Below are 26,838 nucleotides of genomic sequence, written 5' to 3' on the forward strand. Positions count from 1 at the left end.
TTGTCCTATTTCTCGAGCGCCCGACCTGGGAGTCAAACCGCATCCAAACGGACACCCTGCCGCGGCCCCCAGCCTTGTGAAACAACCTTTAGGGCGGCTCGCCATCACCCAGGGCCGCAAAGGGTGCGGCCCCGTCCTGGCATGATCTGTGGCCATGGACCTGGAGACGCTGCTGCGCCGGCTCGCCGACGAGTACATCGAGGACCCCTGGGACCGGCCGGAGGAGTACCACCACGCCGGTGACGCGACCTTGCCCGGCCTGCCGCCGGGCTCGCACCCGGTGCACATCGGCGCCGAGATCATCGACAACGCCGCAGTCGGGGCGGAGGAGGCGTTCGTGGTCCTGCTGCTCGTCCAGCTGGGCCCGCCCGAGCGGATCGCCGAGGCCGAGTTCGTAACGGCCGCACCGCACTGGCAGGCTCTCAGCGCCGACCTCGGACTGCTGTGGGACGCCGCCACCATGGAGCACCGGACCGGACCGGGCCGCCACCAGCGCGTCTGGCTGGCCCGCCAGGTCACCCCGACCATCAGCCTGCCCGCTCTCCCGACCTTCGCCGAGAACGCCGTCTGCCGCGAGGGCCGCACGGCCGACGGGGCGCTGGTCGCCCTGCTCTTCACCCGCAGTCAGCAGCCGTTCTGACCGTCATTCAGTTGAGCGGACACTCGGCGGCATGCGAACCTCCCCGCGACGACGCCGATGTCAGGAGACCCCGTGACCAGTGCCCTCCCGCCCGAGGTGGCTTCCCTGTTCCGTGACGGGCGCCTGGAGGTCATCCCTCGCAAGGCCGCCCGCCGCGACCCGTTGCTCGACCACCTCGCCCCGACGCTCTTCGAGCCCGGCCGCGACTACCGCGAGGTCGAGGTCAACGAGGCCATCCGCACGGTGCACGACGACTTCCCGGCGCTGCGCCGCCACCTGGTCGAGAGCGGCCGGTTGAGCCGGGCCGAGGACGGCAGCAGCTACCGCCGCGCGAGCTGACGGCGAGCTCCGCCTCCGGGGCCGTGGACAGGGCAACGAACGGGACATCGACGTCTCGCCAGGCCGGATCATCGGCACCTGCACGGTCGAAACCCGTCAGCAGAGCGCCCTCTTCTGAGCGAAGGCCGAGGCCCGATGTGCGGCCGACGGACCTCCGCGCTGCTCTGCCACCGACGGGGACGCAGGGCACCAACCATCCGTGATGACAGCTGCCCCGCAGGCCCGCTGAGGCATGCGGTTCAGCGGTGTTCGGGGTTCTCGAAGTCGAAGCGGCAGCCGGCGTCCCACTCCGAGCGCTGGTTGCCGTGAGCCGGGATGCCTCCGGCATCCTTGAGCATGCGGGCCAGGTGGAGCTGGTTCCAGGTCATGAAGGTGGCGTTGCGGTTGGTGAAGTCGTTCTCGGGGCCGCCCGAGCCCTCGTCGAGGTAGGACGGGCCCGGGCCGGCCTCCCCCACCCAGCCGGCGTCGGCCTGCGGCGGGATGGTGTAGCCCAGGTGCTGCAGACTGTAGAGGACGTTCATCGCGCAATGCTTGGCGCCGTCCTCGTTGCCGGTGATCAGGCAGCCACCGACCCGGCCGTAGTAGGCGTACTGGCCCTCGGAGTTGAGGATCGACGAGCAGGCGTACAGGCGCTCGATGACCTTCTTCATCACTGACGAGTTATCCCCCAACCACACAGGCCCCGCTAACGTGAGGATGTCCGCGCTCATCACCTTCGAGTAGATGACCGGCCACTCGTCGGTCTCCCAGCCGTGCTCCGTCATGTCCGGCCAGACGCCCGTCGCGATGTCGATATCCACCGCGCGCAGGACGTCGACCTCGACGCCTTGGCGTTCCAGGATCCCGGTGCTGACGTCAATCAGTCCCTGCGTGTGGCTCCGCTCCGGGGAGCGCTTGAGCGTGCAGTTGATCACCAGGGCACACAGATCACGGTAGGACGTCGGCGGTTCCGACATGAACGCATCTCCTTCGTGCGGGGCCGCGCGCAGCGGTGTCCGACGCCGGTTCTCGCAGCTACTCTGCTGCCGTCCTCTCCTACTCCAGCAGACCCTGGACACCTTCGCCCGACACGTTCGGCCACCTGCTTGATGAGCCGGCCGTCGATCCCTTCGGGCACCACGGTGATCGCTCGGTCATTGACCTCACGGCCGTCAGCCAGGGAGCAACCTGACGGGCTCGATCCTCACCTGGCACTCGAATCGCCTACCGGGCTGGCGCAGGACGCGGTCGGGCGCCCGCCCACTCACCCGGTCCGGCGGGTGGAAACGGCGGACGCCGCACGCGGGCGGGGTGCCCGGGCGGGCCGACGATCACCCGGGTGGCCGCAGTGGTCGGCGTCGTCACACGAACCACACCTGACCCGCGCAGAAGAATCGCCTCGGCCGGGTGTCGCGAGGCGGTGCGGTCTGCGTACGCTCGCAGGCAATCCGGCCCGGTCCGCGGGCGTCCGGCGGTCATCGCCGCGATCCCGGTCATGCCGCAGCTATGGAAAGACCTCATGAGTTACTGCACGCCCTGCCAGCGCCACCTCAACGGCGCGCTCTCCTGCCCCGGCTGTGGGCGGGCCGCCGAACCCGTCGCCGGGGAGGCGGCGCAGCATGCGGCGGCGGGACCCGGCGAGGAGTCGTCCGTCGCGGCCGCGGCGCCGGGGCGCGCGGCGGCGCGTGCGGGGCGGGCTGCTCGGCGGCGGGGTGGCCGGCGGCGGGGTGCGGTCGTGGGGGTGTCGGCGGCCGGGGTGGTGGTCTGCGGGCTGGCCGCCGTCCTGGTGACGGGCGGCAGCTCGGACGGTGCGGTGGCCCCGGCCTCCGCGGGCGCCGAGTCGCCCTCGCCGAAGGCCTCGGCCGCTCCGACGGCACCGGCCGCACCGGTACCGGTCTCCACCACGACCACCGCCCGCCCGCAGCCGTCCACCACCACGGCCCGGCCCAAGCCGTCCGGCAGCACGACCACGACGGCCGCGACGCCGTCGGGCGCGCCCGTGCCCGTCTCCTCCCCCGTTCCGGCGGACCCGGCACCCGGGCAGCCCTCCCCGAGCGCGAGCAAGCCGAACACCGGGCCCTACCCGCCGACCTCGGCCACCCGGCAACCGCCCACCCCGACGGCCACGCCGACCTGTACGCGGGTGCTGTTCTGGTGCACCTGAGCCGCGCTCACCGGCCCGATCGCCGCTGTTGTACCGTCCCAGCGTGATCGGCTCAGCGCGGGTGCGCCTCGCGACCTTCAACGTCCTGCACGGGCAGCGGCTCACGACCGACGGCCGCCCGTCGGCGACGGACTGCGGCCCGGACTCCGGGCCCGCCTGCGTGCGGCCGCTGGTCGACGCCGTCGCCGCCCTGGACGCCGACGTGGTGGCGCTGCAGGAGCTCGACCGTTTCCAGGAGCGCTCGGGCCGGGTGGACCAGGCGCGGGCGGTCGCCGAGGCGACGGGTGCCGCGGACTGGCGCTACGCCTCGGCGTTCCACGCCCGGGCCGTACCGGGCCGGAGGTGGGTCCGCGACCGGTCGGAGCCGGGGCTGCGGGTGTACGGACCGGCGGGTGCGGGGCACGACGGGGAGACGCCCTCGCACGGTGTCGCGTTGCTGTCCCGGCTGCCGGTGCTGAGCTGGCGGGCCCGGCGGTTCGGCGCGCCTCCGGTCTCCGTGCCGTTGCCGGTGGCCGGCCGGGCGGGGCTCACGGTGATCCGGGACCACCCGCGGGTGGCGCTGGCCGCCGTCCTGCGGGGGCCACGCGGACCGTTCACGGCGGTGGCGCTGCACCTGTCCTTCGTCCCGGGGTGGAACGTCGGCCAACTCCTCGCGGTGCGGCGCTGGATCGCCGACCTGCCCCGGCCGCACGTCCTGCTGGGCGACTTCAACATCGTCGGCGTGGTGCCCGCCGCCGCGCTCGGTGCGGCCGGGCTGCTCTCGTCCTCGCCGCGCGCGTCGGGGTGGCGCCGACTGGCCCGGGTCCGGACCTTTCCGTCGCACCGCCCGCTGGCGCAGCTCGACCACGTCCTCGCGGCCGGTCTCGGGCCGCACCGGCCGGTCGTGGTGCGCGCGCCCCGGATGCCGGTCTCGGACCACCGGCCGGTGGTGGTCGAGCTGCCGCTGTAGGGACGTCGGGGACGCGGGTACGTCGGGGACGCCGGGAGGTCCACCCGCACGGAGGAACCCGGCGTCCCGGGAGAGGAAGCGCGCCGGGAGAGGAGGCGCGCCGGGTGGGACGCGGGGCGCACCCGTCCCGCCCGGTTCTGCGGGCGGGACGGGTGCTCCTGGACGGCCCGGGCAGACGGCGCACCCGACCCCGGACCGGGGGCGCCCAGCCGGTCACTCGAAGGCGGCGGCGGCCTCCCGCAGGGCTTGGGCGACGGTCTCCGGGTCGTAGGGGGCGGGTTCGCCCGGGAGGTAGGTGACCGTGTGGAGGCGGCCGGTGTAGCGGAAGCTGCGGTGGCGCTCGTACACCGGCCAGGAGACCGGGGACTTGCGGTCGACGCCGACGCTGATGCCCTGGAAGGGGGCCATGCCGATGAGCTGGTGCACCGGGCCGAGCCGGCCGGTCCGCGCGCCGTCGACGAGCAGGCGGAACTCCCACTTCAGGTCCGCCACCGCCGCGGCCTCGACGCGCACCGTGTGGGCCCCGGGCGGGAGTTCGCCGCCGTCCGCCTCGTACAGCTCGCCGTACTCGTTGTAGGCGAAGCGCAGCCGTCCGTCCTCGACGTAGAGGCTGTAGCCGCCGCCCTGGTCGCCGTGCGAGACCAGCACGCCGTGGTCATCGGCGCGGTGCTCGGCGAGGTCGACGACGATGTCGAAGGAGCGGAAAGAGATCAGCCGGGAGGAGCGGTAGCGCTCCAGCTCGGGCGTGCCGGCGAGCAGGGTGAGCGGCCGGCGCAGCCGGGCGTCCTCGGGGTGGCGCAGGGCGAGCGCGCCGGAGCCGTCGGCGAGCGGGAAGACGCCGTCGCGCCAGGCGGCGTTCTCCCAGGCCTCGGCCAACTCCTTGACGATCTCGGGGTGTTCCGCGGAGACGTCGTCGATCTCGGTCGGGTCGGCGCTCAGGTCGTAGAGGGCCCATTCACCGTCGTCGTAGGGGGTGCCGGGTCGGTGCAGGGTGACCAGCTTCCAGCCGTCGCGGTAGTAGCTGCGGTTGCCGGTCATCTCGCAGTACTGCTCGCTGTGGGTGGGGTCGGCGGCCGGGTCGCGCAGGACGGGGGCGAAGCTGACGCCGTCGAGCTCCTGGACGGGCCGGCCCTCGCGTTCCTCCGGCCGCTGGACGCCCGCCAGTTCGAGCAGGGTGGGGAGGATGTCCGTGACGTACTGGTACTGCTGCCGCACTCCGGTGTCGCCCTCGGCGCGCGGCAGTCCGGCCGGCCAGGACAGGACGAACGGGACGCGCACGCCGCCCGCGTAGGTCTGGCCCTTGTAGAGGCGGAAGGGCGTGTTGGAGGCCATGCCCCAGCCGCGCGGGTAGTGGACCAGGCTCTGCGGGCCGCCGATCAGGTCGATCTCGCGCTCGACGTCCGGGTTCCAGTCGGCGGGGAGCCGGGGGTGGTGGACGAAGCGGCTGAAGTAGCTGCGGGTGCCCTCGGGGCCGCCCTCGCCGGTGCCGCCGTTGTCGGAGGTGAACAGGATGATGGTGTTGTCGAGTTCGCCGAGGGCGGCGAGGGTGTCGGTGAGCCGGCCGAGGTTCTGGTCGACGTTGTCGACCATCGCCGCGTAGACCTCCATGTAGCGGGCGTACAACTTCTTCTGCACGTCCGTGAGTTCGGCCCACGGGCCGACGTCGAAGCCCTGCTCGGCGTTGCGTTCGGGCAGCCGGGTGCCGTCCGGGAAGTGGCCGGCGGCCAGTTGACGGGCGAAGCGGGCGGCCCGCAGCTCGTCCCAGCCGCCGTCGTAGCGGCCCTTGTGCCGGGCGAGGTCCTCCGGCTTGGCCTGGAGCGGGCCGTGCACGGCGTTGTGCGCGAGGTAGAGCAGGAACGGCTTGTCGGCGTCGTGGGCGCGCAGCGACTTGACCATGGCGATGGCCTGGTCGGTGAGGTCGTCGGTGTAGTAGTAGCCGTCGGGGAACTCGTCGATGTCCAGCGGGCTGTTGTCGCGCACCAGTTGGTGCGGGTGGAAGAGGCTGGTGAGGCCCTCCAGGACGCCGTAGTACTGGTCGAAGCCCTTCTGCAGCGGCCAGTTGGAGCGGTCGTTCGCCGCGTTGGAGGCGGAGTCGCGGGTGAGGTGCCACTTGCCGACGGCGTAGGTGGCGTAGCCGGCGTCGTGCAGCAGCTCGGCCAGGGTGGGGATGTCGCGGGCCACCTCCATGCCGTAGCCGGGGAAGCCGGGGTCGGCGTTGGCGACGAAGGAGTAGCCGACCCGGTGCGGGTTGAGGCCGGTGAGCAGCGCCGCGCGGGCGGGCGAGCAGAGCGGCATGGTGTGGTAGTTGGCGAGCCGGACGCCGGTCGCGGCGAGGTGGTCGAGGGTCGGGGTGGGGATCTCCGAGCCGAACGGGCCGATGTCGCTGTAGCCCATGTCGTCGATCAGCACGACGACGATGTTGGGCGCGCCCCGGCGGGCCCGGGCGCGGGCCGGCCAGGCGGCCGTGGACTCGCTGAAGGTGCGGCCGACGGTGCCGGGGAAGCCGTCGTACGGGTCGCGGCGGGTGGTCATGCGGTGCTCCGGGTGGTCAGGTGCGGTACGGCGGCCAGCAGGCCGGCGGTGTAGGGGTCCTGCGGGTCGGTGACGACGCGGTCGGCGGGGCCGGTCTCGACGATCCGCCCGCGGTGCATGACGGCGATCCGGTGGCTGACCTGCCGGACCACGGCGAGGTCGTGGGCGATGAAGAGGATCGCCAGGCCGAGTTCGCGCTGCAGGCGGGTGAGCAGGTCGAGCACCTGGGCCTGGACGGAGACGTCGAGGGCGGAGACGGGTTCGTCGCAGATCAGGACGGAGGGCCCGGGGGCGAGCGCGCGGGCGATGCCGATGCGCTGGCGCTGTCCGCCGGAGAAGGCGCGCGGGTGGCGGTCGGCGGCGGCCGGGTCCAGGCCGACCTGGGCGAGCAGCTCGGCGACCCGGGCCGCGCGCTGCGACCGGTCACCGAGGCCGTGGGCGATCAGCGGCTCGGCGAGGATCTGCCCGACCGTCATCCGGGGGTTGAGGGAGGAGTACGGGTCCTGGAAGACCATCTGGATCTCGCGCCGGGCGGCCCGGGAGGCCGCCAGGTCCTCACCCCGGTAGCGGATCTCGCCCGCGCTCGGGGCGTGGGCCCGGACCAGGGCGCGGGCCAGGGTGGACTTCCCGGAGCCGGACTCGCCGACCAGGCCGAGGGTCTCCCCCGGGCGCAGCACCAGGTCGACGCCGTCCAGGGCGGTGACCGGGCGGCGGCGCGGCCCGTACGCCTTGCGCAGTCCGCTGACGGTGAGCAGCGGCGCGCCGTCGGGGGTGGTGTGCGCGGCGGCTTCCGAGGGCGCGTCCAGGCGGGGGACGGCGGCCAGCAGCCGTTCGGTGTAGGGGTGTTCGGGGCGGGTGAGGACGTCCTCGGTGCGGCCGTGCTCGACCACGCGGCCCTGGTGCATGACCAGGATCCGCCGGCAGGTCTGGGCGATGACGCCGAGGTCGTGGCTGATCAGCACGAGTGCGGTGCCGCGTTCGCGGTTGATCCGCTCCAGCAGGCGGAGGATCTGCTGCTGGACGGTCGGGTCGAGGGCGGTGGTGGGTTCGTCGGCGACCAGCACGTCCGGGTCGCCGGCCAGGGCCAGCGCGATCATGATGCGCTGGCGTTGACCGCCGGAGAACTGGTGCGGGTGGTCGCGCAGGCGCTGCGCGGCGTCGGGGATGCCGACCAGGTCGAGGAGTTCGGCGGCCCGGGCGGTGCGCGCGGCGCGGCGGTCGGCGCCGTGGGCGCGCAGTGCCTCGTCGAGCTGGCGGCCGATGGTGAGCACCGGGTTGAGCGAGGACATCGGGTCCTGGAAGATCATCGCGATCCGGCGCCCCCGGACCTCGCGCAGGGCCGGTTCGGGGAGCGCGGCGAGGTCCCGGCCGTCCAGCAGCACCGAGCCGCCGGTGATCCGGCCGCCCACGGGCAGCATCCGCAGCAGCGCGAGGGCGGTGGTGGACTTGCCGGATCCGGACTCGCCGACGATGCCCAGGCTCTCCCCGGCGGCCAGCGCGAAGCCGACGCCGGAGACGGCCTCGGTCGCGCCGAACTCGACCGTCAGGTCCCGGACTTCGAGTACCGGATCGGTGCCCGTGGTGACGGCGTCCACGCCGCCCTCGGCGACGGCGATCACCCCCTCCGTCACGGCGTCCACGCCCCCGGCGCCCGCGTTGACGTCCTCGGCGACGGCGTTCACGTCCTTGGCCACGGCGTTCAACGGCGGATCCCCTCGTTCAGGGCCTCGGCGACCAGGGTGAGGCCGAGCACCAGGGCGGTGACCGCGACCAGCGGGGCGGCCGCGAAGGCGGGATGGGTGGCGAGGTAGGCCATCGACTGGCTGAGGATGCCGCCGAGCGAGGGCTCCGGGGGCCGGACGCCCACCCCCAGGAAGCTCATCGCGCCCTCGATGAAGACGGCGAGCGAGAGCGCGATGGCGCCCTGCACGATCAGCGGGTCGACGGCGTTGGGGAGGACGTGGCGGAGCAGCACCCGCAGCCGCGAGGCCCCGCCGACCCGGGCGGCGAGGGCGTACTCGCGCTCGCGCTGGACGAGGATCCCGGCGCGCAGCTGGCGGCCGAAGCCGGGGATCTCGGCGAGCGCGATCACGATGATCACCGGCCACCGCCCGGGCCCGAGGACGGCGGTGACGGCGAGCGCCAGGATCAGTCCGGGGAAGGCCAGCAGCAGGTCGAACACCCGCTGCACGGCGATGTCGGCCCACCGCGAGAGCGCGGACAGCAGGGCGAGCGCGCAGCCCAGCGCCGCGCCGACGGGCACGGCGGTGAGGCTGATCAGCAGGTCGGTGCGAATCCCGTACAGGACCCGGCTGAACAGGTCGCGGCCGAGGTCGTCGGTGCCGAAGGGGTGGTCCCCGCTCGGTGCGGCGAGGGCCAGTGCGCTCTGTGCGGTGGGGTCGACGGAGGTCAGCACGGGCGCGAGCAGCCCGGCCAGGACGACCACGCCGACCAGCGCGGTTCCGACGAGGCCGCGCGGGCCGCGCAGGCCGGCCGGCAGCGGGAGGCGAACAGCGAGGGTGGTCATGTCACTCCCACCTGATCCGGGGGTCGAGCCAGGCGTATGCCAGGTCGGTGAGCAGTTGGACGGCGACGTAGCCGGCGACGAGCAGCAGGAGCAGGTCCTGCACCACCGGGTAGTCGCGGCGCAGAACGCCCTGTTCGGCGAGCTGGCCGAGGCCGGGCCAGGCGAAGATGGCCTCCACCAGGACGGCCCCGCCGAGGAGTTGGCCGATCTGCAGGCCGAGCACGGTGACCGCGGAGGGCAGGGCGTTGGGCAGGGCGTGCAGCCAGACGATCCGGCGGCGGGCGACGCCGAGCGCGGTGGCGGTGCGGACGTAGTCCTCGGCGAGGGCGCGTTCCAGGCCGTCCTTGAGGTAGCGGGCCAGGACGGCGGCGCTGGGCAGGGCGAGGCAGAAGGCGGGCAGCAGCAGGTACTGCAGGCCGAGGTCGGGCTGGTCGAGGATCGATGCGTGCCCGCCGGGCGGCAGCAGCCGCAGGGTGACGGCGAAGACGAGGACGAGCAGCACGCCGGTGACGAAGGGCGGCACCGCCAGCGCGGCGGTGGTCAGCACCCGGACGGCGGCCGCCACCGGGCCGCGTCGCGCCGTCGCGCCGAGCACGCCGAGCGGCAGTGCGATCGCGATGACGAGCACCACCGCGCCGAGGGTGAGTTCGACGGTGGTGCCGAGCCCGTCGCCGATCAGGTCGGCGACCTGGCCGCCGATCGCGTAGCTCGGCCCGAGGTCTCCGGTGAGCAGGTCGCCGAGCCAGGTCAGGTACTGGCCGAGCAGCGGCTGGTCGAGCCCGAGCCGGGTGCGGACGGCGGCGACCGCCTCCGGTCCGGCGTCCGGTCCGGCGAGGCTGGTGGCGGGGTCGCCGGGGATGAGGCGCAGGATCAGGAAGACCAGGAAGGAGGCGGCGAGCAGGACCAGCAGCGCCGAGGGCAGGCGTTTGAGCAGGAAGGTGCGCATCGGCTCAGGCCGCCAGGTAGGCGTCGTCGAGGTTGAGGTAGTTGAACTTGTTGAGCGTCGCGCCGCGCAACCCGGCGGTGGCGACCTCGACCTCGCCGGCGATCGCGAGGTTGATGACGAACTCCTCGTCCAGCAGGGTGTCGGTGATCTGCCGGTAGAGCGCCGCGGCCTCGGCGCTGCCGCCGTCGGCTTCCGTACGGTTCCAGGCGCGCTGGACGATGTCGGTGTAGGCGGGCGAGGAGAAGTGCGAGCTGTTCTTCGCCTCGTTGAACGGGTAGGCGCTGACCGCCAGGGTGGCCGGGTGGAGCTGGGCGAAGCCGTGGCTGAGCGTCCACAGCGCGGGCATGGTCTGCGAGATCAGCTGCTTCTGCATGGTCGGCGAGTCGGTGGGCTGCAGTACGGTCTCGATGCCGACCTGCTTGAGGTCGTACTGCAGGATCTGGGCGATCGCGGTGCCCTCCGGGGTGGCCGAGTGCGCGAACGGCAGGGTGACACCACCGTCCAGACCGGCCTGTTTGAGCAACTCCCGTGCCTTGGCCGGGTCGTGCCGGTACCGGGTGGCACCGGCCTCGCTGTAGGCGGGCGAGGACTTGGGCCAGGGCGCGGAGGAGACGAGACCGTAGCCGCCGAGTGCCTGCTGCACCAGCCGGTCGCGGTCGACGGCCCAGGCGATCGCCTGGCGGACCCGCTTGTCCCCCACGTGCTCGGCGGTGACGTTGACGCCGATGTAGTAGGCGCCGGCGCCGGTGTCGTAGGGGGTGATCCGGAACCGGGGGTTGTCCTTGAGGGTGGCGATGTCCTTGCCCTGGATGCTGTAGGAGAGGTGGCTCTGCCCGGTCTTCAGCGAGGCGAGCAGGGAGTCGGCCTGCGGGATGATCCGGATCTCCACCCCGTCCAGGTAGGGGCGGCCGGGGTTCCAGTACCGCTCGTTGCGGGTGAAGCCGATCGAGGCGCCCGGCTTGCGCTCACCGAAGCGGAACGGCCCGGTGCCGATCAGCTGCTTGCCGGCGACGGCGTCCTCGACGGTGGCCGAATCCGCGATGATCATGAATTCGAAGAGGTCGAACAGATTGCTCACCGGGTGCGCCAGCACCAGGGTCAGCTCGTGGTCGCCGTTCTTGCGGAAGTCGGTGACGGCGGCCGCGGTGGCCCTCAACTGGGCCGAGCGGGACGGGTCCTGGAGGTTCTTGACGGCGAAGACGACGTCGTCGGCGGTGAACTGCCGTCCGTTGTGGAACAGCACGTCCTCGCGGAGCTTGAAGGTGATGCTCTTCCCGTCGTCCGCGAGCTTCCAGGAGGTGGCCAGTTCGGGCTGCGGCTTCAGCTGGTCGTCGTACCTGGTGAGGGTGTTGAAGACCAGCCGCTGGACGAGGGTGTTGGCGCTCTGCGCGAACAGCAGGCTCGGGGTGAAGTCGATGCCGGTCGCCACGGTGAGCGTGCCGCCGCGGCGGGGACTCGCGGAGGCGGCGGCGTTCGAGGCGGTCTCGGCGGCCGAGCGGCAGGCCGCCAGGGTGAGGAGACCGGCCCCGGCCAGGGAGCCACGCAGCAGGGAGCGGCGGGAGAGCGAGTGCATCGCTGGGAGTTCCTTCGGGTGTGTGGTGCGACGTGGACCTGGCGGGGCCGGGGTTCTCGGGCCCCTGACCGCCTGGCGGGGCCGGGGTCCCCGGCCCCTGACCGGCTGGCGGGGCCGGTTGTTCCTCAGACGGCCGGCAGGGCGGCCTCGAGCTGCTCGGCCGGCACGATGCCCGCGACGGCGGGCGGCTCGGTGGGCTCCAGCAGGCGGCTCGGGGTGCCGTCCACGCCGACCGGCAGGTCGCCGTCCAGGGTGATCCGGCGCACCAGGCGCGGCTGGTCGCCGTAGTCGTTGACGGCGTAGTGCTGGGTGGCCCGGTTGTCCCAGATCGCCACGTCCCCGACCTGCCAGTCCCAGCGGACGGTGTTCTCCAGCCGCTCGACGTAGCGCTGGAACAGCCCGATCAGCGCCTTGCTGTCGGCGCCCGACACGCCCTGGATCCGCTGGGCGAAGGCGCCCAGCAGCAGGCTGCGCTCGCCGGTCACCGGGTGGACCCGGACCAGCGGGTGCTCGGTCTTGAAGGCGGTCGAGACGAAGACCTGTCGGAACAGCTCGGCGATCTCGCGGTTCTCCGCCAGTTCGGGCGTCAGCGCGAGGGTGGCGGCGTAGTCGTAGTCGTTGGTGTGAACGGCGCGCAGGCTCTCGGCGAGCGTCTTCAGGGGCGCCGGCAGGTCCTGGTAGGCGGCCGCGGTGTTGGCCCACACCGTGGAGCCGCCGGCCTCCGGCAGCTCCAGGGCGCGCAGGATCGAGGCCTTCGGGTACGAGGGCACGAAGGTCACGTCGGTGTGCCAGTTGTTGGCGCGCACGCCCTTGGTGGCGTCGAGCTCGAAGACGTACCGGCCGTCGGCGCTCGGCACCGTCGGGTGGCCCACCGGCTGTCCGAGCAGCCGGGCGAAGGCCTCGTGCCCGGCGTCGTCCAGGTGCTGCTGGCCCCGGAAGAACAGCACCTTGTGCCGGTACAGGGCGGCCTCGATCGCGGCGACCGTCGCGGCGGGCAGGTCGCCGCCGAGGCGGACGTCGTGGACGATCGCGCCGATCCGGCCGGCGGCCGGGGTGAGACGCAGTTCGGTGATGGCAGTGGTCATGGCTGTCCCTCGGAGGTCGAGCGGGTAGGGGTGAGCGGCGCGGCGGGCGGAGGCCTCGGCGCGGCGGAAGGTGTGCGTGGAACGCGGGTCGCAGGTCGCAGGTCGCAGGTCGCGGATCGGCGGTAGCCGGTAGCGGATCGCGGATCGCGGATCGCCGGGAGGAGCGTCAGGAAGCGCAGCGACAGGAGGGGCACGCGGTACGGCAGCACATGGCGGTCATCGCCCCTCCTTCCGGTCTCGGCTGCGAGCAGGTCGTGGGCTCATGCTGGCGAGCCTCCGGGGTCCCTGTCAAACACCATCTCGCCTGGTGGGAGCGGGTGTTGCCGGTGTGTGACGCCGTGTTGCGGCCGATGGCCGCCGATGACGGCGGGCGGTCCGGGGGTGTCCCCGGACCGCCCGCGGGTCGCAGGTCAGCCCTGCGACGAGTGCCCCGGGAGGCGGTCAGAGCCAGGGGATCTGCTCGGCGGAGTAGCGGTAGGCCCGGAAGACGGCGTTCTGCGCGCCCCGGGAGGACTCCAGCCCGACGCCCCGGCCGAAGGCGCCGAACTCGGGGACGACGAACTCCCACACCACGTCGCCGTCCGGGGTGACCTCGAAGAGCCGGCCGAAGGAGCCCTCGGCGATGAAGGTGTTGCCGTTGGGCAGCCGCTGGGCGCTGGACATGTACGGGCTGTAGAAGTTCTGCGGCGGGTTGTCCTCGTAGGTCCACACCGTCCGGCCGTCCGTCGGGTCGATCTCGACCACCCGCGAGTAGGGCACCGAGGTGGTGTCCCGGTAGGTGCCGTTGTCGAAGGCCAGGATGTGCCCGTCCGGGAGCTCGTGCGGGTAGTGCTGCTGCGCGAGCACGTCCGGGCCGATCCGCCAGCGCACCGAGCCGTCCGTACGGTCGATCGCCACCGCGGTGGAGGCGCTGCGGAAGCCCACCACGACTCCGCCGTCCCGGAGCTCGTTGACGGTGTTGGCCATCGGCCAGTGCTCGCGCGCGAAGTGCGGGTTGAGCGGGGTCCGTTCGGGGTCGAGGTGGTCGATCGCGGCCCAGCGCCACACCACCTCGCCGTCCCAGGTCAGCTCGTACACGACGTCGCCGTGGATGACCCCGCCGGGAGCCTCGGAGCCGGGGATGCCACCGCGGATCCGGGCGGCGTCGGCGGGGTCGAGCGGTTCGACGCCGAGCACCAGCAGGTTGCCGTTGCGCAGCACGGAGGCGTCGTGGTGGTGGGAGGGGTGGCGGACTTCGCGCAGCACCGTGCCGTCGGGGGCGATCTCCTGGAGGATGCCGCCGTGGTAGACGTCCCAGATCGGGAAGAGGCTCGGGCCGGTGGTGTCCTTGGCCTGGTTGAAGAGGTTGCCGTTGGGGAGCAGCTGGGCGTGCCGGCCGGGCGGGTGCGGCAGCCGCCAGGTGTGGGCCGGGCGGCCCTCGATGTCCACGAGGTGGACGTCGCCGGGGCCGGCGATCGGGGTGTAGAGGGTGTAGCCGCCCCAGCTGCGCGCGGGATCGTGGGCGCGCAGGCCGAGGCCGCGCCGGCGGAGGGTGTTCTGGTCGACGGTCATCGTTCGACTCCTCGAAAGAGTGGGGGAATTCAGTGGACGGTCACGGCGGCCGGGTCGACGGCGGTGAGCGGGGCGGGGTGCAGCCGGCCCAGCAGTGCGGCGCGGTCGGCGGGGCCGGGCAGGCCCTGGGCGGCCTTGGCCCAGCCGGCCTCGTCCTGGAGCTGCTGGAGCAGCTCGGCGGAGAGTGTCGGCCGGTACTCGTAGGCGGGCTGGAAGGCGTCGACGTACCCGCCCTGCAGGGTGCCGCCGGACTGGGCGAGCACGGCGCGGCGGGCGGCGGCCGGGTCGGCGGTCAGCTCGGTCTGGGCCCGCAGCAGGGTGCGCAGGACGGCGGTGGTGGCGGTGTCGGTCGCGGCGGGGCCGGCGACCAGCAGGGTGCGGGCGGTGTAGCCGGCGAAGCGCAGTTCGGCGTAGCGCTCGCCGAGGGCGGTGCGGGTGGCGTCGTAGAAGCTGGGGAAGGTCGCACCGGCGTCGACGTCGCCGCGGGCGAGGGCGGCGGGGATCTGGTTGGGGGCGAGGTTGACGATCTGGACGTCGGCCGCGGTGAGTCCGGCCGAGGCGAGCATCCGGGAGAGCGCGTACTCGACGTTGGTGCCCTGGGGAAGGCCGATCCGGCGCCCCTTGAGCCGGTCGAAGCCGGTGAGGCCGCGGTCGGTGCGGGTGAGCAGCCGCCAGTCGGTGAAGCGGGACAGGTCCGCGACGACGCGCAGCTCGCGTCCGGTGAGGGCGGCGGTGACGGCGGGCAGGTCGCCGACGATGCCGAGCTGGGCCTGGCCCCCGAGGACGGCGTTGAGCGCGTCCCGGCCGGTCGGGAAGGCCTGCAGCTTCGCCTGGACGTGCTCGGCGGACCAGAGCCGGTGGTCCTCCGCGAGGTAGACGGGGGCGCCGCCCAGGTAGTCGCCGCCGGCGATGGTGACGGTCGGGTCCCCGGCCGCGGCGGGCGAGCTGGAGCAGGCGGTGGTGAGGGTGGTGAACAGGGCGGCCAGCAGCAGGGTGAGGACCGCACGGGGTCTGGACATGGTGAGGGTTTCCTTCGACGGACGGAGGTGGGGCGTTTCGGCGGGGAGCCGGGTCTTCTCAGGCGTCCGAGAGTTGACGGGCGATCAGCTCACGGAGCGCGGGATCGGGCGGGCCGGACGGAACGGCGTGGTCGGCGAGCACGCGGCCGGGCTTCCCGCCGAGCACCAGGACGCGTTCGGCCAGGGCGAGCGCTTCGTCGATGTCGTGGGTGACGAAGAGCACGGTGGTGCCGGTGCGCTGCCAGAGCCGGGTGAGCAGGTGCTGCATCCGGGCCCTGGTGAGGGCGTCGAGCGCGCCGAACGGCTCGTCCATGAGCAGGACTTCGGGTTCTGCGGCGAGTGCGCGGGCGAGCGCGACGCGCTGTTGCATGCCGCCGGAGAGCTCGGCGGGGTACTTCTCGGCGCCGTCGGCGAGCTCGACCTCCTCCAGCGCGGCCAGTGCCCTGCTCCGGCGCTCGGCGCGCGGGAGGCCGAGCCGCTTGAGGGCGAACTCGACGTTCCCGCGGGCGGTGAGCCACGGGAAGAGCGCGTAGTGCTGGAAGACCACGCCCCGGTCCGGGCCCGGCCCGGTGACCGGCCGGGCACCGACGAGCACCTGTCCGGCGGTGGGCCGGACGAAGCCGGCGACGGCGTTGAGGACGGTCGACTTGCCGCAGCCGCTCGGCCCGAGCAGCGCGGTGAACGAGCCTGCGGGGAGATCCAGTTCGGTGCGGTCGAGGACGGGTGCGCTGCGCCGGTGCGGACCGTAGCCGACGGTCAGGCCCTCCAGCCGGATGCTCTGGCTCATGCCGCGCTCCAGTGGACGATCCGACGGCCGAGCGCGGCCAGGGCGAGGTCGACGGCCACCCCGAGCAGGCCGAGGACCAGCAGCCCGGCGAACATCCGGTCGGTCCGCAGGAACTGCCCGTCCACCTGCAGCCGGTAGGCCAACCCGCTCTGCGCACCGCCGAGTTCGGCGGCGACCAGGGCCAGCAGGGCGACCGAGGCGCCGTACCGCAGCGCGGCGAGCAGGGCGGGCGCGGCGGCCGGCAGCAGCACCTCGACGAACCGGCGGCGCAGCGGCGCCCCGAGGGAGCGGGCGGCCCGCAGGTGGGCCGGGGGCACCCGGGACACCCCGTCGTGGACGTAGAGCCAGACGGCGAGCAGCACGGCGTAGGCGATCAGCAGGCGCTTGGCGGTCTCGCCGATGCCGAACCACGCGGTGGCCAGCGGCACCAGGGCGATCGCGGGGATGGGGCGCAGGAAGGACACCAGCGGGGTGACGGCGGCGGACAGCCGCGGCAGGTAGCCGGTGGCGAAGCCGAGCGCGCAGCCGACGGCCGCGCCGAGGAGGAATCCCTGCCCGGCCCGGCCGAGGCTGGCGGCGAGGTCGCTCCAGAGGGTGCCGGTGCGGGCGCTCTCGTCGAGGGCCCGCCAGGTGGCGGCGGGGGTGGGCAGCAGGCCCGGTGCCACCGCACCGGAGGACGCCAGGGCGGTCCAGCCGGCCAGCACGGCCAGGGCGGCCGCGAGTGGCGGGGCGAAGCGGACCAGGTTCCGCGGGGGCGGGGTCGGGAGGGGCTGCACGCGGACGTCTCCTTGGGAACACCGGGCGTCCACCCGGGCCGATATAAGTGACATCAATAATTGACCCCACTTATCAACGGCACGTTGCAGCCGTGCGAAACGTTTCCGCCGCCGCGACCCGCTCAAGGGCGATGGGGTACGTTCACCAGCGTGTCCCGACTCGAACCCTCCCCCGAGGCGCTGGCCGTGGGCCGACTGGTCCGCAGCCGCCGCAAGGAGCGCGGCGTGCCGATGGCCGAACTCGCCGCCCGCTCCGGTCTCTCCCAGCCGTTCCTCAGCCAGCTGGAGCGCGGGCTCACCACCCCGAGCCTCACCTCGATCTACCGGATCGCCGAGGCCCTGGACGTCCCGCCGGGGGCCTTCCTGCGCCCGCCCGCGCGCCCCGGCACCGTCAGCCACGAGAGCGACCCGCAGGTGATCCGGGTCAGCGAGGGCGCCGGCCAGATCGCCCGCGTGCTCATCCCCGGCGGGAGCAGCAGCCTGATGGAGGCCTACGAGCACCACTTCGAGCCCGGGCGGGGCGAGCGCGGCTGGTTCGAGCACCCCGGGGAGGACTTCCTCTACGTGCTGGAGGGAGAGGTCGTGCTGGAGATCGAGGGCGAGGAACCGCTCCCGCTCCGCGCCGGCCAGAGCGCCCACCACCGCGGCGACGTCCCCCACCGCTGCCGCCTGGCCGGCCCCGACCCGGCCCGCACCCTCCTCGTCATCGCCACTCCCTGACCCTGCGCGGAGGCGCCGGAAGAGGCGTGCCGTGCGTCAGTACTCGTTCCCGGCGTGCCGTGCGTCAGTACTCGTTCTTGACGACGAAGTACGAGCCGCGGATCGTGCCGGCCAGCTTCGACTTCTGCCGCGCGAACTTGAACCGCGAGGCCAGCTCCTCCGGGACCTCCATCCCGTCGGACAGCTTGAACCCGACCGCCCGCTTCCCGCCGTCCTCGACGGTGTACATCACGTTGACCGACAGGCCGCTCTCGTAGAACACGTACGCCATGCGGATGCCCTCGACCTCGAAGGCCGTGGCCTCCAACGGTCGGGAGGCGATGACGATCTCGCGTTCCTCCCGGAGGATGCGGTGGACCCACGCGATGACCTCCGCGGCGTCCTCCGCGGGATCCACCGTGAAGACGTGGTCGTACTTGTTCCGGAAGTAGCGGGCCTCGTTGGCCCGCAGACCGGCGAGCGCCTCCGCGACCGGCGACGACTCCAGACCGACGGTCGAGACGGTGGTGAAGTCCACGGTGTACGTCATGGCGGGTCCCTCCTCATGGACGTCGGCCCCGTCGCCCCCGGCGGGTCAGACGGCCGGGGCGCGACGGACGATCAGCATGTCCTGGGTGTGGCCGATGGCGTAGCCGCCGTCGGGGCGGGTGAAGTGGTCCTGCACGTAGGCGGTCAGCTCGGCGCGGCTGGGGCGGGGGTCGACAGCGGCGAGGTCGGCGACGTTGACCATGAACTCGGCGACGTCCACGGCCTCGGCGAGGTGGGGCGTGCGGTAGTGCAGGTCGAGGGATTCGAGGGCGAAGTCGTCCGCCGGGTGCTGTTCGCGCAGGCGGTCGGCGAGCGGCCCGAGGTCGTAGCGGACGCCGGTGAAGTGGGCGGCCATCCGCATGCAGGGGCTCTCCGGGTTCTGCAGGACGACCAGGAGGGTGCCGCCGGGAGCCGTCCACTCCAGGGCGCGGCTGACGGTGGCGGGCCAGTCCGGCTCGGGCACGTAGTAGAGCACGTGCGAGAGGTGGACGAGGTCGGCCGGCTCGGGCGGCCGGGCCTCGTCGAGCCGGTCCGGGAGGACCAGCGCCTCGGGGCAGGTCACGCGGAGCTTCTCGCGCATCGCCTCGCTGGGCTCGACGGCCACCGTGCGGTCGAAGTGCCGGGCCAGGTAGGCGGTGGTGCGGCCGTCGCCGGCGCCGAGGTCGAGCAGGACCCGGCGGTGCGGCAGGGCGGCGACGAGGTCGCTCAGCCGGGCGTGGGTGACGGGCTTCTCGTCCGTCCCGGCCAGGAACAGCTCGAACACCCGGCGGTAGTCGGCGCTCGCCACGTCCAGCACGCGGACCGGGTCCGCGTCCCTCGTCCTGGTCTCCACCGTGCGGCCTCCCTCTCGTTCCCTGACGACCTTCTCCGACGACGACCTTCTGCGACGTCGACCTTCTCCGACGACCCCCGGCCATTGCACCCCGGCGTACCGCCGTCCGGGTGCAGGGACGTTCCTGCCCGCGTGTCGCCCGGGCCGGTCGCCGGCGGCATCGCCGCACGTCGCGGCCGCGGCGGCGGCGCAGCGCGTCCCCCTCGCACCGGCCGCGCCCTCCCCCGCATAATCGGTGGCCCCGGCCGAACGGCGGCTCCTACAGTGTCCGGCGGATCACCACCGTTCACAGGAGCCCGGACATGCGCGTGCACTACCCCCGGACCCCGCATCTGCCCTGGTCCCCCGGGGCGTCCGCGGACGACGTACGGACCGGGGACCTCACCGCACTGGCCGGCGCGGAGGTCGTCGTCACCGAGAAGCTCGACGGCGAGAACACCACCCTCTACTCCGACGGCCTGCACGCCCGCTCGCTGGACTCGGCCCACCACCCCTCCCGCGCCTGGGTGAAGGGCCTGCAGGGCCGGATCGGCGCGCGGATCCCGGACGGCTGGCGGATCTGCGGCGAGAACCTGTTCGCCCGGCACTCGATCCCCTACGACGACCTGGAGAGCTGGTTCTACGGCTTCTCGGTCTGGACGGACCGCGACCAGTGCCTCGACTGGGACGACACCGTCCGCTTCCTGCGCCGCCTCGGTATCCCGGCGCCCCGGGTGCTGTGGCGCGGCCGCTACGACGAACGGGCCCTGCGCGCCCTGAGGTTGGACCTGGACCGGCAGGAGGGCTACGTCGTGCGGACCGTCCGCGGCTTCGCCCGTGAGGAGTTCGGCGAGCGGGTCGCCAAGTGGGTCCGCCCGCACCACGTACGCACCGACACCCACTGGATGCACGCCGCGGTGGTGGAGAACGGGCTCGGCCCGAGCGCCGCGCTCTGGTCCGTACGGTCCGGCGCGCTGCCCGAAGTCCCTTCGCTGGCCGCCGCCTTGGGAATGTCCGAACTCGCCTGCTCACCGGAGGAGTTGGCGGAGGTGTCGGCCCGGCTGGACGAGCTCGGCCGCGGCGGGGACGCCCGGCTGGCCGGCGTGCTCGCCACCGCGCTGCGCGGCGAGCGCCGCCCGTCACTCGCCCCCCGGCTGGCCGGGCCGCTCGGCCTGCCGCTGGCCCGCCGGGTCGCCGACCTGGTCGGGCTGCACCCCGGGCTGCACCAGCCGTACCCGGACGAGGAGCGCCGCGCCGGACTGGCCCGGCTCTCCTGCGCCGCCGACCTCGGGGTGCTGCACGCCGTCGCCGCGACCGCCGCCCCCGGGCAGCCGGAGCGCGAACAGGTCGCCTGGTCCGCGCTGCACGCCGAGGACGCCGGGCTGCTCGACGACTCCCCGCAGGCGCCGCTCGCCCGGTTGCGCACCGGCCTGCGCGAGGCGCTCGCCGACCTCGACCGGGACGCCGCCGACCGCTGCTGGGCGCAGGCCCGCGAGGCGTACGCGCTCGGCCGGCTCTCCACCGCCGAGGAGGCGGTCGCGGCCGCCTGGCGCTGGCGGGACGGCCGCTTCCCCCGACTGGTCCACCTGTGCGGCCCGTCCGGCAGCGGCAAGAGCAGCTTCGCCGCCGGGCTCACCGGCGCCACCGCCCGGATCAGCCTGGACGACCTGCGCGCCGCCCGGGGCTCCCGGGCCGACCAGCGCGACAACGCCGAGGTGCTCCGCGAGGGCCTGGTCCGGCTGGACGCCGCCCTCGCCGCCCCGGGGCCCGCCTCCGCCGACGGCGGCAGCGGGAGCACGACGGTCTGGGACGCCACCTCCCTCAACCGGCAGCAGCGCTCCCACGTCCACGCCGTCGCGCAGCGCCGCGACGCCCTGATCACCCAGGTGGTGCTGGTGGTCGGCGAGGACGAACTGCTGCGCCGCAACGCCGTACGCCCGCACCCGGTGCCGGCCGAGGTGCTCACCGCGCAGCTGTACCGCTTCAGCCCGCCCTACCCCGGCCAGGCGCACCGCACCTGGTACGTCGGCGCCGGTGGCACCGTGGAAGACACGGCGGGCACGCTCGACGCCGAGGAGGACTGATGCGTCCCATCGAACAGATCTGCCAGCGCATCCGCTGGGACGCCCGCTTCGACCCGGCCCGGTTCACCCTGGGCGTGCGCCAGCGCGACGACCGCACCAAGCGGGTCCCGCTGGAGGCCTTCGCCGCCTCCGGCGACATCCCGTGGCACCGGGTGCACTGGGTCGAGGCCGACGGCGTCGTGGTCTGGGACCGCGCCTCCGGCACCGACGTGCTCGACACCACCGAAGCCGGGCGCCGCACCGAACCGCGCCGGCTGCGCTCGCCGTTCTTCACGGCGACGACACCGTACCGCTGGCAGCCCGGCACCGGCCCCGGCCGTGAGCGCGATCGCGATCGCCGGCCGGTGTCAGAGTCGGAGTCGAACGGCGGCTGGCGCGCCACGACGCCGGAGACCGCCCCGAGCGCGGTCCGCACCAGCCTGCGCGTGGTCACCTGGAACACCCTGTGGGACCGCTACGACGCCCACCGGATCGCCACCGTCCGCCGCCGCCCGCTGCTCCTCGCCGCGCTGGAGGCCGCCGACGCCGACGTCATCGCCCTCCAGGAGGTCGAGCCCGCCCTGGTCACCCTGCTGCTGGCCGCACCCTGGGTCCGCGCCGGGTACACCCTCAACGCCGACCCACTCGGACGCGAGGTCGACGAGCACGGCCTGCTGCTGCTCAGCCGGCTGCCGGTGCTGGAGGCCGGCCGGCACGAGCTCGGCCCGCACAAGGCCGTCACCGCTATCACCGTGGCAACCGGCAGCGAGCCGCTCACCGTGGCCTGCGTCCACCTCAGCAGCGACCACTCTCCGAACGGGGAGGCCCGCCGCGCAGCCGAACTCGGCCGACTGGCCGAGGGATTGGCCGGCGTCGAGGGCGAACTGCTACTGCTCGGCGACTTCAACGACTCCCGCTCCGGCACCGACGGCCCCGCCGCCGCGCTCGGCCTGCGCGACGCCTGGACGCAACTGCACGGCCCCGCCGACCACACCCCCACCTTCGACCCCACCGCCAACCCGCTCGCCGCCGTCTCCTCGCTCACCGGCCGCCCGGGCCGCCTCGACCGCGTCCTGCACCGCGCCGACACCACCCGGATCACCGCCGCCGCCCTGCTCGGCGACCGCCCCACCCCTGACGGGCTGCACCCCTCCGACCACTACGGCGTGGCCGTGGACCTCACCCTCGACGGCACCAACCCGACGGCGGGCTCGGCCACCGGCGACGCCTCCGACTTCCTCGACGCCGCACCCACCGCCCGCACCGCCGTCGCCTGGCTGCCGCCCGAGGAGCTGTGGCCGCCGATCCAGCGACTCCGCGCCGCGCACGACCCGCAACTGCGCCGCTGGCCCCCGCACGTCAACCTGCTGTTCGGCTTCGTCCCGGAGGCCGAGTTCGACCGCGCCCTGCCGCTGCTCGGCGCGGCCGCCGCCGAAGTCGCCCCGTTCACGGCACGGCTGGACGGCGTGCACACCTTCGGTCACCGCGAGGACGCCACCGTCTGGCTGGACCCGGCCGCCGCCTCCGCCGAACCCTGGGCGGCGCTCCGCCACGCCCTGGAACGCCGCTTCCCGCGCTGCCGCGGCCGGGCCGAGGGCTTCACCCCGCACCTCACCCTCGGGCGCAGCACCGACCCGCAGCGGGTCGCCGCCGAGTGCGCGGCCCGGCTCACCGGAACCACGGCCCGGGTCGGCGAGCTGGTGGTGCTCTCCCGCCGGGGCACCGAACCGATGCGGCCGCGCGCGGTGATCTCGCTGGGCACCGGCGAGGTGCGCCCGCTGCCCGAGGAACCGGCCGCCTCACTGCGGCCCGAGTCGGCCGAACGCACGGCTGTGGCGCGCCACTTGGCTGACCGCATCACCGCGACGCTATCGGAGGGCGCCGTCCACGTCGTCGGCTCACGCCGGCTCGGCTGCCAGCTGGACGGCGCCGACCTGGACCTGGTCGCGGCCCTGCCCGGCCCGGCCGACCTGGCCGCCCTCCGGACCCGGATCGCCGCCGCACTCCCCGACGCCCGACACCTGCGCGAGGTGCGCGGTGCCCGCGTCCCCGGACTCCGCATGGAGGCGGACGGGCTCTCCGTCGACCTCGCGGTCGTCTTCACCGGCTCCCTCGACCCGGCCCAAGCCGTCGCCCGCCGCGCCGAGCTGGGCGCGGCGGAGGCCGTCGCCCTGAGCGCCGTCACGGACGCCGAGGCGATCCTGACGGCGCTCGGCGACCGCCACGACCGCTTCGTCCGCCTGGCCCGCCAGGTCAAGGCCTGGGCCCGGGCCAGAGGCCTGGACTCGGCCCCCTTCGGCCAACTCCCCTCCCTCGCCTGGTCGGTGCTCGCCGCACGCACCGTCCTGGACGACGACGGCACGGACGTCGACGACCTGTTCCCGCGCTTCACCGAAACCTGGGCGAGCCGGGACTGGCGCCAACCCGTCTCCCTCACCGGTGATCTGACGGCCAGTCATTCACCGATCACCATCCTCACCCCCTCCTCCCCCGTCCGCAGCTGCACCGCCCAGGTCAGCGCCGACACCCTCGACCTGCTCACCGAAGAGCTCTACCGCGCCTGGGAACTCACCGCCGAACTCGACGACCCCTGGCCCGCCCTGCTCGCCGCACCCCCGCTCCACCGCCGCCACGCCGCCTGGGCCGTGGTCACCACCGGCGACGAGTCCCTCGGCCTGGTCCGGGGCCGCCTGCGCACCCTCCTCGCCGCCCTGGAGGAAGCCGGCGCCACCCACCTCCACGCCTGGCCCCACCCGTACCGGACCCCGGACGGCCTCACCCACCACCCCATCGGCCTCGGTCCCACCCCCCTCACCGCCCACCAGCTCACCCCCATCGCCACCACCTGGTCCCGCCACCTCCCGGGCGTCCACATCCACCACACCGACGGCGGCACCGTCCCCACCCTCATCCGCTGACCCCTTGAACGCACGGCCCGCGCATCACCGTGCGCGCGCTCCCGCACCATCGCAGGCCGCATCACGCGATGTCGTCCAGCGCGGTGCACGTTCAACGGTTCGCAGGTGAGCACCGTGAATTCTCGCTTCGGGTGCGGAAGTTCGAGATCCGGCTGGTAGCGTCATGGGCCAGTTGATCCGGGTTCGCCCTTGGAGGAGCCATGCCACTTCTACCCCTGTGGGCGCGCAACGCCGCGATGCCGGTCTACGAGCGGCGTGTCCTGAAAGGCCTGGAGGGCCTGCCCAGGCCCCAACACGTCGGCATCATGCTGGACGGCAACCGCCGCTGGGCGCGGGCGAACGGGCACGGCCACGACGTCGCCGAGGGCTACCGCGTGGGCGGCGCCAAGGTCGAGGAGTTCCTCCGGTGGTGCGGTGAGGCGGGCGTGGGCCACGTCAGCCTCTTCATGCTCAGCGACGACAACCTGTCCGGCCGGCCGGAGCACGAGCTCGTCCCGCTGCTGGGCATCATCCAGGACACCGTGACCGGACTCGCGCAGCCCGGCAAGCCGTGGCGGGTCCAGGTCATCGGCTCCCTCGACCTCCTGCCCGGCGACCACGCACGCGCCCTGAAGGAGGCCGCGTCCGCGACCGCCGACCGGCACGGCCTGCTGGTCGACGTCGCCGTCGGGTACGGCGGGCGCCGCGAGATCGTGGACGCCGTGAAGGCCGCCTTCCGCCGCCACGTCGAGGACGGCGGAGACCCGGCCGCGTTCGGCGACACCCTCGACGCCGACGACATCAGCGCCAACCTCTACTCACCGGCCGGCGCCGACGCCACCGATCTGGTCATCCGCACCAGCGGCGAGCAGCGCCTGTCCGGGTTCCTGCTCTGGCAGTCGGCGTACTCCGAGTTCTACTTCGTGGACGTGAACTGGCCCGCCTTCCGCCGCGTCGACTTCCTCCGGGCCCTGCGCGCGTTCGCGGAGCGCGACCGCCGGTACGGCAAGTAGCCCCGGCGCCGGGCCGGTGACCGACCAGGCCCCATGCCGTTCGGGATCCATGTCCACGACTTCGAGGTCGCCAGCGAGGTCAGCGGCGAGGTCACCCGCGAGGTCACCCGCAGCGAGCGCCGCCCGTTTCAGCCGCCGACACCCACGTCGGCGAAGGACGCCGGATTCAAGCCGAGCGGGCCTCCGAAGGGCGAGTTCAAGGCGTAGATGAGGACGAGCATGAAGGCGATGAGACTGGTGAAGCCCAGGGCCAGCACCAGATGCGTGCCGGTGCGCTCGACCCCGAAGAGGAACATCAGGCCCAGGGTGAGCGCACCACCGGCGAGCAGGCCGAACCACATCACGCCCGACATGCCCCGGCCCCCGGCCACCTCACGGCCGTGGCGCGCCTGGTAGGCGACCGAGATCTGCCCGAACGCCAGCTGGCCCACCAGCTGTTGCGCGTTGGTGGTGGGCTCGAAGGACGTCCATGCGTTCTGCACGTTGTGCAGGAGGGTCCAGCCCTGCGTGCCCAGCGGCTTGTTCTGCTCCATCAGGGGCCATTCCTCGGTCCGGACGTAAGTGGCGTAGGCGTCCGCGGCCTGATGGACCTGCTGAGCGGCGGTCGGCGGCAGCCCGTCGGCGAGCAGATACGTCTGGTGCAGCGCGCCCGCCTCGGCGCTGATGTTCGTGTAGGCGTCGTCCTTGGCCTCCCACACCCAGACCAGCGCGACGCCCAGCACCAGGGCGTACAGGACGCCGACCATCATCGTCAGGTACTCGGCGGTGTCGTCGCGCGCTTCTCCGGCCGGCGCCGACCGCCTGGCCCTGCGGGCGTTGAGCAGGACGCCGCCCCCGGCGATGACGACGAATCCGGCGACGATGGCGAGCACTCCGACTACGTGTCCCACGGGCCCCTCGCGCTTCGGTCGGTCGGGCGGCGCCTACGGCGGCGACGCCACGCGATGGCCGCGGCGGCGATCGCGGGAACGAACAGGAACAGGAAGAACAGGACGACGGCGCTGCGCGGCAGCGGGGCGATGCCGTGGTCGAAGGGTCCGGAGCGCAGGAGGGGTGACGGCTGCCCCTGCCCTCCCCCGGCATGCACTCCGGGGGAGGCGGACGGCGTCGGCGACGCAGTACCGGAGGCGCTCGGCGAAGCGCTGGGCGAGGCGCTCGGCGAGGTCTTCCCGGGGTTTCGCCCGTTCCCGACCACCCCGGTACCGGGTGAGCCCGCTCCGGGCACTCTCGCTGCACCGGTAGGCCCCCCGACGGCGGGTACTCCGGCGGATCCCCCGGCTGCGGGAACTCCGACGGATGGCGCACCGGCCGCCAGGGCACCGGCGCCGGTTCCCGAAGCACCGGCTGCGGGTGCCCCGGCGGCAGCGGCACCAGCCGCAGCACCGCCTGCGGCACCGGGAGCACCAACCGCAGACCCGCCGGCCGCGGGCGCGCCTCCACCCCCAGGTCCCCCGGCGGCAACCGCACCACCGACGCCGGCACCGGCAGCTCCAGAGCCCGACGCGCCAGCTGCAGGTCCGCCCACAGCAGTGACACCCCCACCAGCTCCCGGCGCACCGGCTACGGGAACACCGACAGCACCGGCACCACCAGCAGCCGCACCCCCACCCGCAGGGGCACCAGGTACCCTCGCTCCGCCCGCAGGCTCCCCGGGCGCGGGAGCACCGGGCGCGGGCACCCCGGGCGCAGGACCACCAGGCCCGGGAACACCAGGCGCAGGAACGCCAGGCCCGGCGACACCGGGCCCAGGCACCCCAGGCGCAGGAGCCCCCGGCCCGGGAACACCAGGCCCAGGCACACCAGGAGCAGGAACACCGGCCGTCGGAACACCGGGCCCAGGAAGACCGGGCCCAGGAGCACCGGGCCCAGGAGCACCGGCCCCAGGCGCCTCAGTCCCGGGCACCCCAGGCGCAGGAGCGCCGGGCCCGGAACCCCCAGG

24 protein-coding genes are annotated in these 26,838 nt (G+C 73.8%); 7 read left to right on the forward strand and 17 right to left on the reverse strand.

Annotation, left to right across the window (positions count from 1 at the left end):
* Nucleotides 1–154 precede the first annotated feature (154 nt).
* Together ACIRD3_RS12780 and ACIRD3_RS12785 are read left to right on the forward strand one after the other, a co-directional pair.
* Complete coding sequence (locus ACIRD3_RS12780; RefSeq protein ID WP_402214761.1) at nt 155–640, forward strand: hypothetical protein; 486 nt, start codon at nt 155–157, stop codon at nt 638–640.
* 72 nt (nt 641–712) lie between these two features.
* Nucleotides 713–979: a DUF2087 domain-containing protein gene (locus ACIRD3_RS12785; protein ID WP_402214763.1), complete on the forward strand. Its 267-nt coding sequence runs from the start codon at nt 713–715 to the stop codon at nt 977–979.
* Between the two features lie 239 nt (nt 980–1,218).
* On the opposite strand, the gene ACIRD3_RS12790 is transcribed toward ACIRD3_RS12785, so the two are convergent.
* Both ACIRD3_RS12790 and ACIRD3_RS12795 read right to left on the reverse strand, forming a co-directional pair.
* On the reverse strand, nt 1,219–1,935 hold the full coding sequence (locus ACIRD3_RS12790; RefSeq protein ID WP_402214765.1) for a flavodoxin family protein: 717 nt from the start codon (nt 1,933–1,935) through the stop codon (nt 1,219–1,221).
* A 547-nt stretch (nt 1,936–2,482) separates the two neighbouring features.
* A complete protein-coding gene (locus tag ACIRD3_RS12795) occupies nt 2,483–3,031 on the reverse strand; it encodes a hypothetical protein (protein ID WP_402214767.1) in 549 nt (182 codons plus the stop codon).
* A gap of 134 nt (nt 3,032–3,165) precedes the next feature.
* Here ACIRD3_RS12795 and ACIRD3_RS12800 point away from each other — a divergent pair, with 134 nt between their 5' ends.
* Nucleotides 3,166–4,071 carry an endonuclease/exonuclease/phosphatase family protein gene (locus ACIRD3_RS12800; RefSeq protein WP_402214768.1) on the forward strand — a complete coding sequence of 302 codons (906 nt, stop codon included), beginning with the start codon at nt 3,166–3,168 and terminating at the stop codon, nt 4,069–4,071.
* Between the two features lie 213 nt (nt 4,072–4,284).
* Here ACIRD3_RS12800 and ACIRD3_RS12805 read toward each other — a convergent pair whose 3' ends face one another.
* The 10 genes from ACIRD3_RS12805 to ACIRD3_RS12850 form a co-directional block, all read right to left on the reverse strand.
* Nucleotides 4,285–6,603 (reverse strand): arylsulfatase, encoded by a 2,319-nt coding sequence (locus tag ACIRD3_RS12805; RefSeq protein WP_402214770.1) that lies wholly within the window; start codon nt 6,601–6,603, stop codon nt 4,285–4,287.
* The gene (locus ACIRD3_RS12810; protein ID WP_402215546.1) at nt 6,600–8,198 is read right to left on the reverse strand and encodes an ABC transporter ATP-binding protein; all 1,599 of its coding nucleotides are present in this window, start codon (nt 8,196–8,198) and stop codon (nt 6,600–6,602) included. The genes ACIRD3_RS12805 and ACIRD3_RS12810 overlap by 4 nt, the downstream gene beginning before the upstream one ends.
* 104 nt (nt 8,199–8,302) lie before the next feature.
* Entirely contained in the window at nt 8,303–9,130 is an 828-nt protein-coding gene (locus ACIRD3_RS12815) for an ABC transporter permease (RefSeq protein WP_402214772.1), read from the reverse strand.
* A gap of 1 nt (nt 9,131) precedes the next feature.
* Nucleotides 9,132–10,076 (reverse strand): ABC transporter permease, encoded by a 945-nt coding sequence (locus tag ACIRD3_RS12820; protein ID WP_402214774.1) that lies wholly within the window; start codon nt 10,074–10,076, stop codon nt 9,132–9,134.
* A gap of 4 nt (nt 10,077–10,080) precedes the next feature.
* Nucleotides 10,081–11,649 (reverse strand): ABC transporter substrate-binding protein, encoded by a 1,569-nt coding sequence (locus tag ACIRD3_RS12825; protein WP_402214775.1) that lies wholly within the window; start codon nt 11,647–11,649, stop codon nt 10,081–10,083.
* A 125-nt stretch (nt 11,650–11,774) separates the two neighbouring features.
* The gene (locus tag ACIRD3_RS12830; RefSeq protein ID WP_402214777.1) at nt 11,775–12,734 is read right to left on the reverse strand and encodes a TauD/TfdA dioxygenase family protein; all 960 of its coding nucleotides are present in this window, start codon (nt 12,732–12,734) and stop codon (nt 11,775–11,777) included.
* A 441-nt stretch (nt 12,735–13,175) separates the two neighbouring features.
* Nucleotides 13,176–14,285, reverse strand: coding sequence for an aryl-sulfate sulfotransferase (locus ACIRD3_RS12835; RefSeq protein ID WP_402214779.1), 1,110 nt, complete (start codon nt 14,283–14,285; stop codon nt 13,176–13,178).
* 29 nt (nt 14,286–14,314) lie between these two features.
* The gene (locus tag ACIRD3_RS12840) at nt 14,315–15,304 is read right to left on the reverse strand and encodes an ABC transporter substrate-binding protein (protein WP_402214781.1); all 990 of its coding nucleotides are present in this window, start codon (nt 15,302–15,304) and stop codon (nt 14,315–14,317) included.
* Between the two features lie 58 nt (nt 15,305–15,362).
* Complete coding sequence (locus tag ACIRD3_RS12845) at nt 15,363–16,091, reverse strand: ABC transporter ATP-binding protein (protein ID WP_402214783.1); 729 nt, start codon at nt 16,089–16,091, stop codon at nt 15,363–15,365.
* Nucleotides 16,088–16,867: an ABC transporter permease gene (locus tag ACIRD3_RS12850; RefSeq protein WP_402214785.1), complete on the reverse strand. Its 780-nt coding sequence runs from the start codon at nt 16,865–16,867 to the stop codon at nt 16,088–16,090. The genes ACIRD3_RS12845 and ACIRD3_RS12850 overlap by 4 nt, the downstream gene beginning before the upstream one ends.
* A gap of 150 nt (nt 16,868–17,017) precedes the next feature.
* Here ACIRD3_RS12850 and ACIRD3_RS12855 point away from each other — a divergent pair, with 150 nt between their 5' ends.
* Entirely contained in the window at nt 17,018–17,587 is a 570-nt protein-coding gene (locus tag ACIRD3_RS12855) for a helix-turn-helix domain-containing protein (RefSeq protein WP_402214787.1), read from the forward strand.
* A gap of 64 nt (nt 17,588–17,651) precedes the next feature.
* Here the strand turns inward: ACIRD3_RS12855 and ACIRD3_RS12860 are convergent, their stop codons facing one another.
* Complete coding sequence (locus ACIRD3_RS12860) at nt 17,652–18,116, reverse strand: phage tail protein (protein ID WP_402214789.1); 465 nt, start codon at nt 18,114–18,116, stop codon at nt 17,652–17,654.
* A gap of 45 nt (nt 18,117–18,161) precedes the next feature.
* Entirely contained in the window at nt 18,162–18,947 is a 786-nt protein-coding gene (locus ACIRD3_RS12865) for a class I SAM-dependent methyltransferase (protein ID WP_402214791.1), read from the reverse strand.
* Nucleotides 18,948–19,249: 302 nt separating this feature from the next.
* Between ACIRD3_RS12865 and ACIRD3_RS12870 the strand changes: the two genes are divergently transcribed.
* The 3 genes from ACIRD3_RS12870 to ACIRD3_RS12880 all read left to right on the forward strand — a co-directional run bounded on the left by ACIRD3_RS12870 (nt 19,250) and on the right by ACIRD3_RS12880 (nt 24,899).
* Nucleotides 19,250–21,010, forward strand: coding sequence for an RNA ligase family protein (locus ACIRD3_RS12870; protein ID WP_402214793.1), 1,761 nt, complete (start codon nt 19,250–19,252; stop codon nt 21,008–21,010).
* On the forward strand, nt 21,010–23,907 hold the full coding sequence (locus ACIRD3_RS12875) for an RNA repair domain-containing protein (protein ID WP_402214795.1): 2,898 nt from the start codon (nt 21,010–21,012) through the stop codon (nt 23,905–23,907). Before ACIRD3_RS12870 ends, ACIRD3_RS12875 begins: the two co-directional genes overlap by 1 nt.
* Nucleotides 23,908–24,107: 200 nt before the next feature.
* Nucleotides 24,108–24,899, forward strand: a complete 792-nt coding sequence (locus ACIRD3_RS12880) for an isoprenyl transferase (RefSeq protein ID WP_402214796.1) — start codon at nt 24,108–24,110, stop codon at nt 24,897–24,899.
* A gap of 128 nt (nt 24,900–25,027) precedes the next feature.
* Here ACIRD3_RS12880 and ACIRD3_RS12885 read toward each other — a convergent pair whose 3' ends face one another.
* Genes ACIRD3_RS12885 through ACIRD3_RS12895 form a run of 3 tightly spaced genes read right to left on the reverse strand, consistent with a single transcriptional unit; the run spans nt 25,028 to nt 26,774 of the window.
* Nucleotides 25,028–25,771 (reverse strand): hypothetical protein, encoded by a 744-nt coding sequence (locus tag ACIRD3_RS12885; protein ID WP_402214798.1) that lies wholly within the window; start codon nt 25,769–25,771, stop codon nt 25,028–25,030.
* A gap of 5 nt (nt 25,772–25,776) precedes the next feature.
* Nucleotides 25,777–26,577 carry a DUF6338 family protein gene (locus ACIRD3_RS12890; protein WP_402214800.1) on the reverse strand — a complete coding sequence of 267 codons (801 nt, stop codon included), beginning with the start codon at nt 26,575–26,577 and terminating at the stop codon, nt 25,777–25,779.
* Nucleotides 26,460–26,774, reverse strand: coding sequence for a hypothetical protein (locus ACIRD3_RS12895; RefSeq protein ID WP_402214802.1), 315 nt, complete (start codon nt 26,772–26,774; stop codon nt 26,460–26,462). The genes ACIRD3_RS12890 and ACIRD3_RS12895 overlap by 118 nt, the downstream gene beginning before the upstream one ends.
* Nucleotides 26,775–26,838 lie beyond the last annotated feature (64 nt).

The organism is Kitasatospora sp. NPDC093550, from assembly GCF_044764985.1.
GTDB lineage: Bacteria > Actinomycetota > Actinomycetes > Streptomycetales > Streptomycetaceae > Kitasatospora.

Coding starts and splice junctions, on each gene's coding strand:
- ACIRD3_RS12805 (WP_402214770.1), bottom strand. CDS start 6,603: ATGACCACCCGCCGCGACCCGTACGACGGCTTCCCCGGCACCGTCGGC.
- ACIRD3_RS12820 (WP_402214774.1), bottom strand. CDS start 10,076: ATGCGCACCTTCCTGCTCAAACGCCTGCCCTCGGCGCTGCTGGTCCTG.
- ACIRD3_RS12790 (WP_402214765.1), bottom strand. CDS start 1,935: ATGTCGGAACCGCCGACGTCCTACCGTGATCTGTGTGCCCTGGTGATC.
- ACIRD3_RS12880 (WP_402214796.1), top strand. CDS start 24,108: ATGCCACTTCTACCCCTGTGGGCGCGCAACGCCGCGATGCCGGTCTAC.
- ACIRD3_RS12870 (WP_402214793.1), top strand. CDS start 19,250: ATGCGCGTGCACTACCCCCGGACCCCGCATCTGCCCTGGTCCCCCGGG.
- ACIRD3_RS12875 (WP_402214795.1), top strand. CDS start 21,010: ATGCGTCCCATCGAACAGATCTGCCAGCGCATCCGCTGGGACGCCCGC.
- ACIRD3_RS12835 (WP_402214779.1), bottom strand. CDS start 14,285: ATGACCGTCGACCAGAACACCCTCCGCCGGCGCGGCCTCGGCCTGCGC.
- ACIRD3_RS12815 (WP_402214772.1), bottom strand. CDS start 9,130: ATGACCACCCTCGCTGTTCGCCTCCCGCTGCCGGCCGGCCTGCGCGGC.
- ACIRD3_RS12840 (WP_402214781.1), bottom strand. CDS start 15,304: ATGTCCAGACCCCGTGCGGTCCTCACCCTGCTGCTGGCCGCCCTGTTC.
- ACIRD3_RS12830 (WP_402214777.1), bottom strand. CDS start 12,734: ATGACCACTGCCATCACCGAACTGCGTCTCACCCCGGCCGCCGGCCGG.
- ACIRD3_RS12860 (WP_402214789.1), bottom strand. CDS start 18,116: ATGACGTACACCGTGGACTTCACCACCGTCTCGACCGTCGGTCTGGAG.
- ACIRD3_RS12780 (WP_402214761.1), top strand. CDS start 155: ATGGACCTGGAGACGCTGCTGCGCCGGCTCGCCGACGAGTACATCGAG.
- ACIRD3_RS12825 (WP_402214775.1), bottom strand. CDS start 11,649: ATGCACTCGCTCTCCCGCCGCTCCCTGCTGCGTGGCTCCCTGGCCGGG.
- ACIRD3_RS12845 (WP_402214783.1), bottom strand. CDS start 16,091: ATGAGCCAGAGCATCCGGCTGGAGGGCCTGACCGTCGGCTACGGTCCG.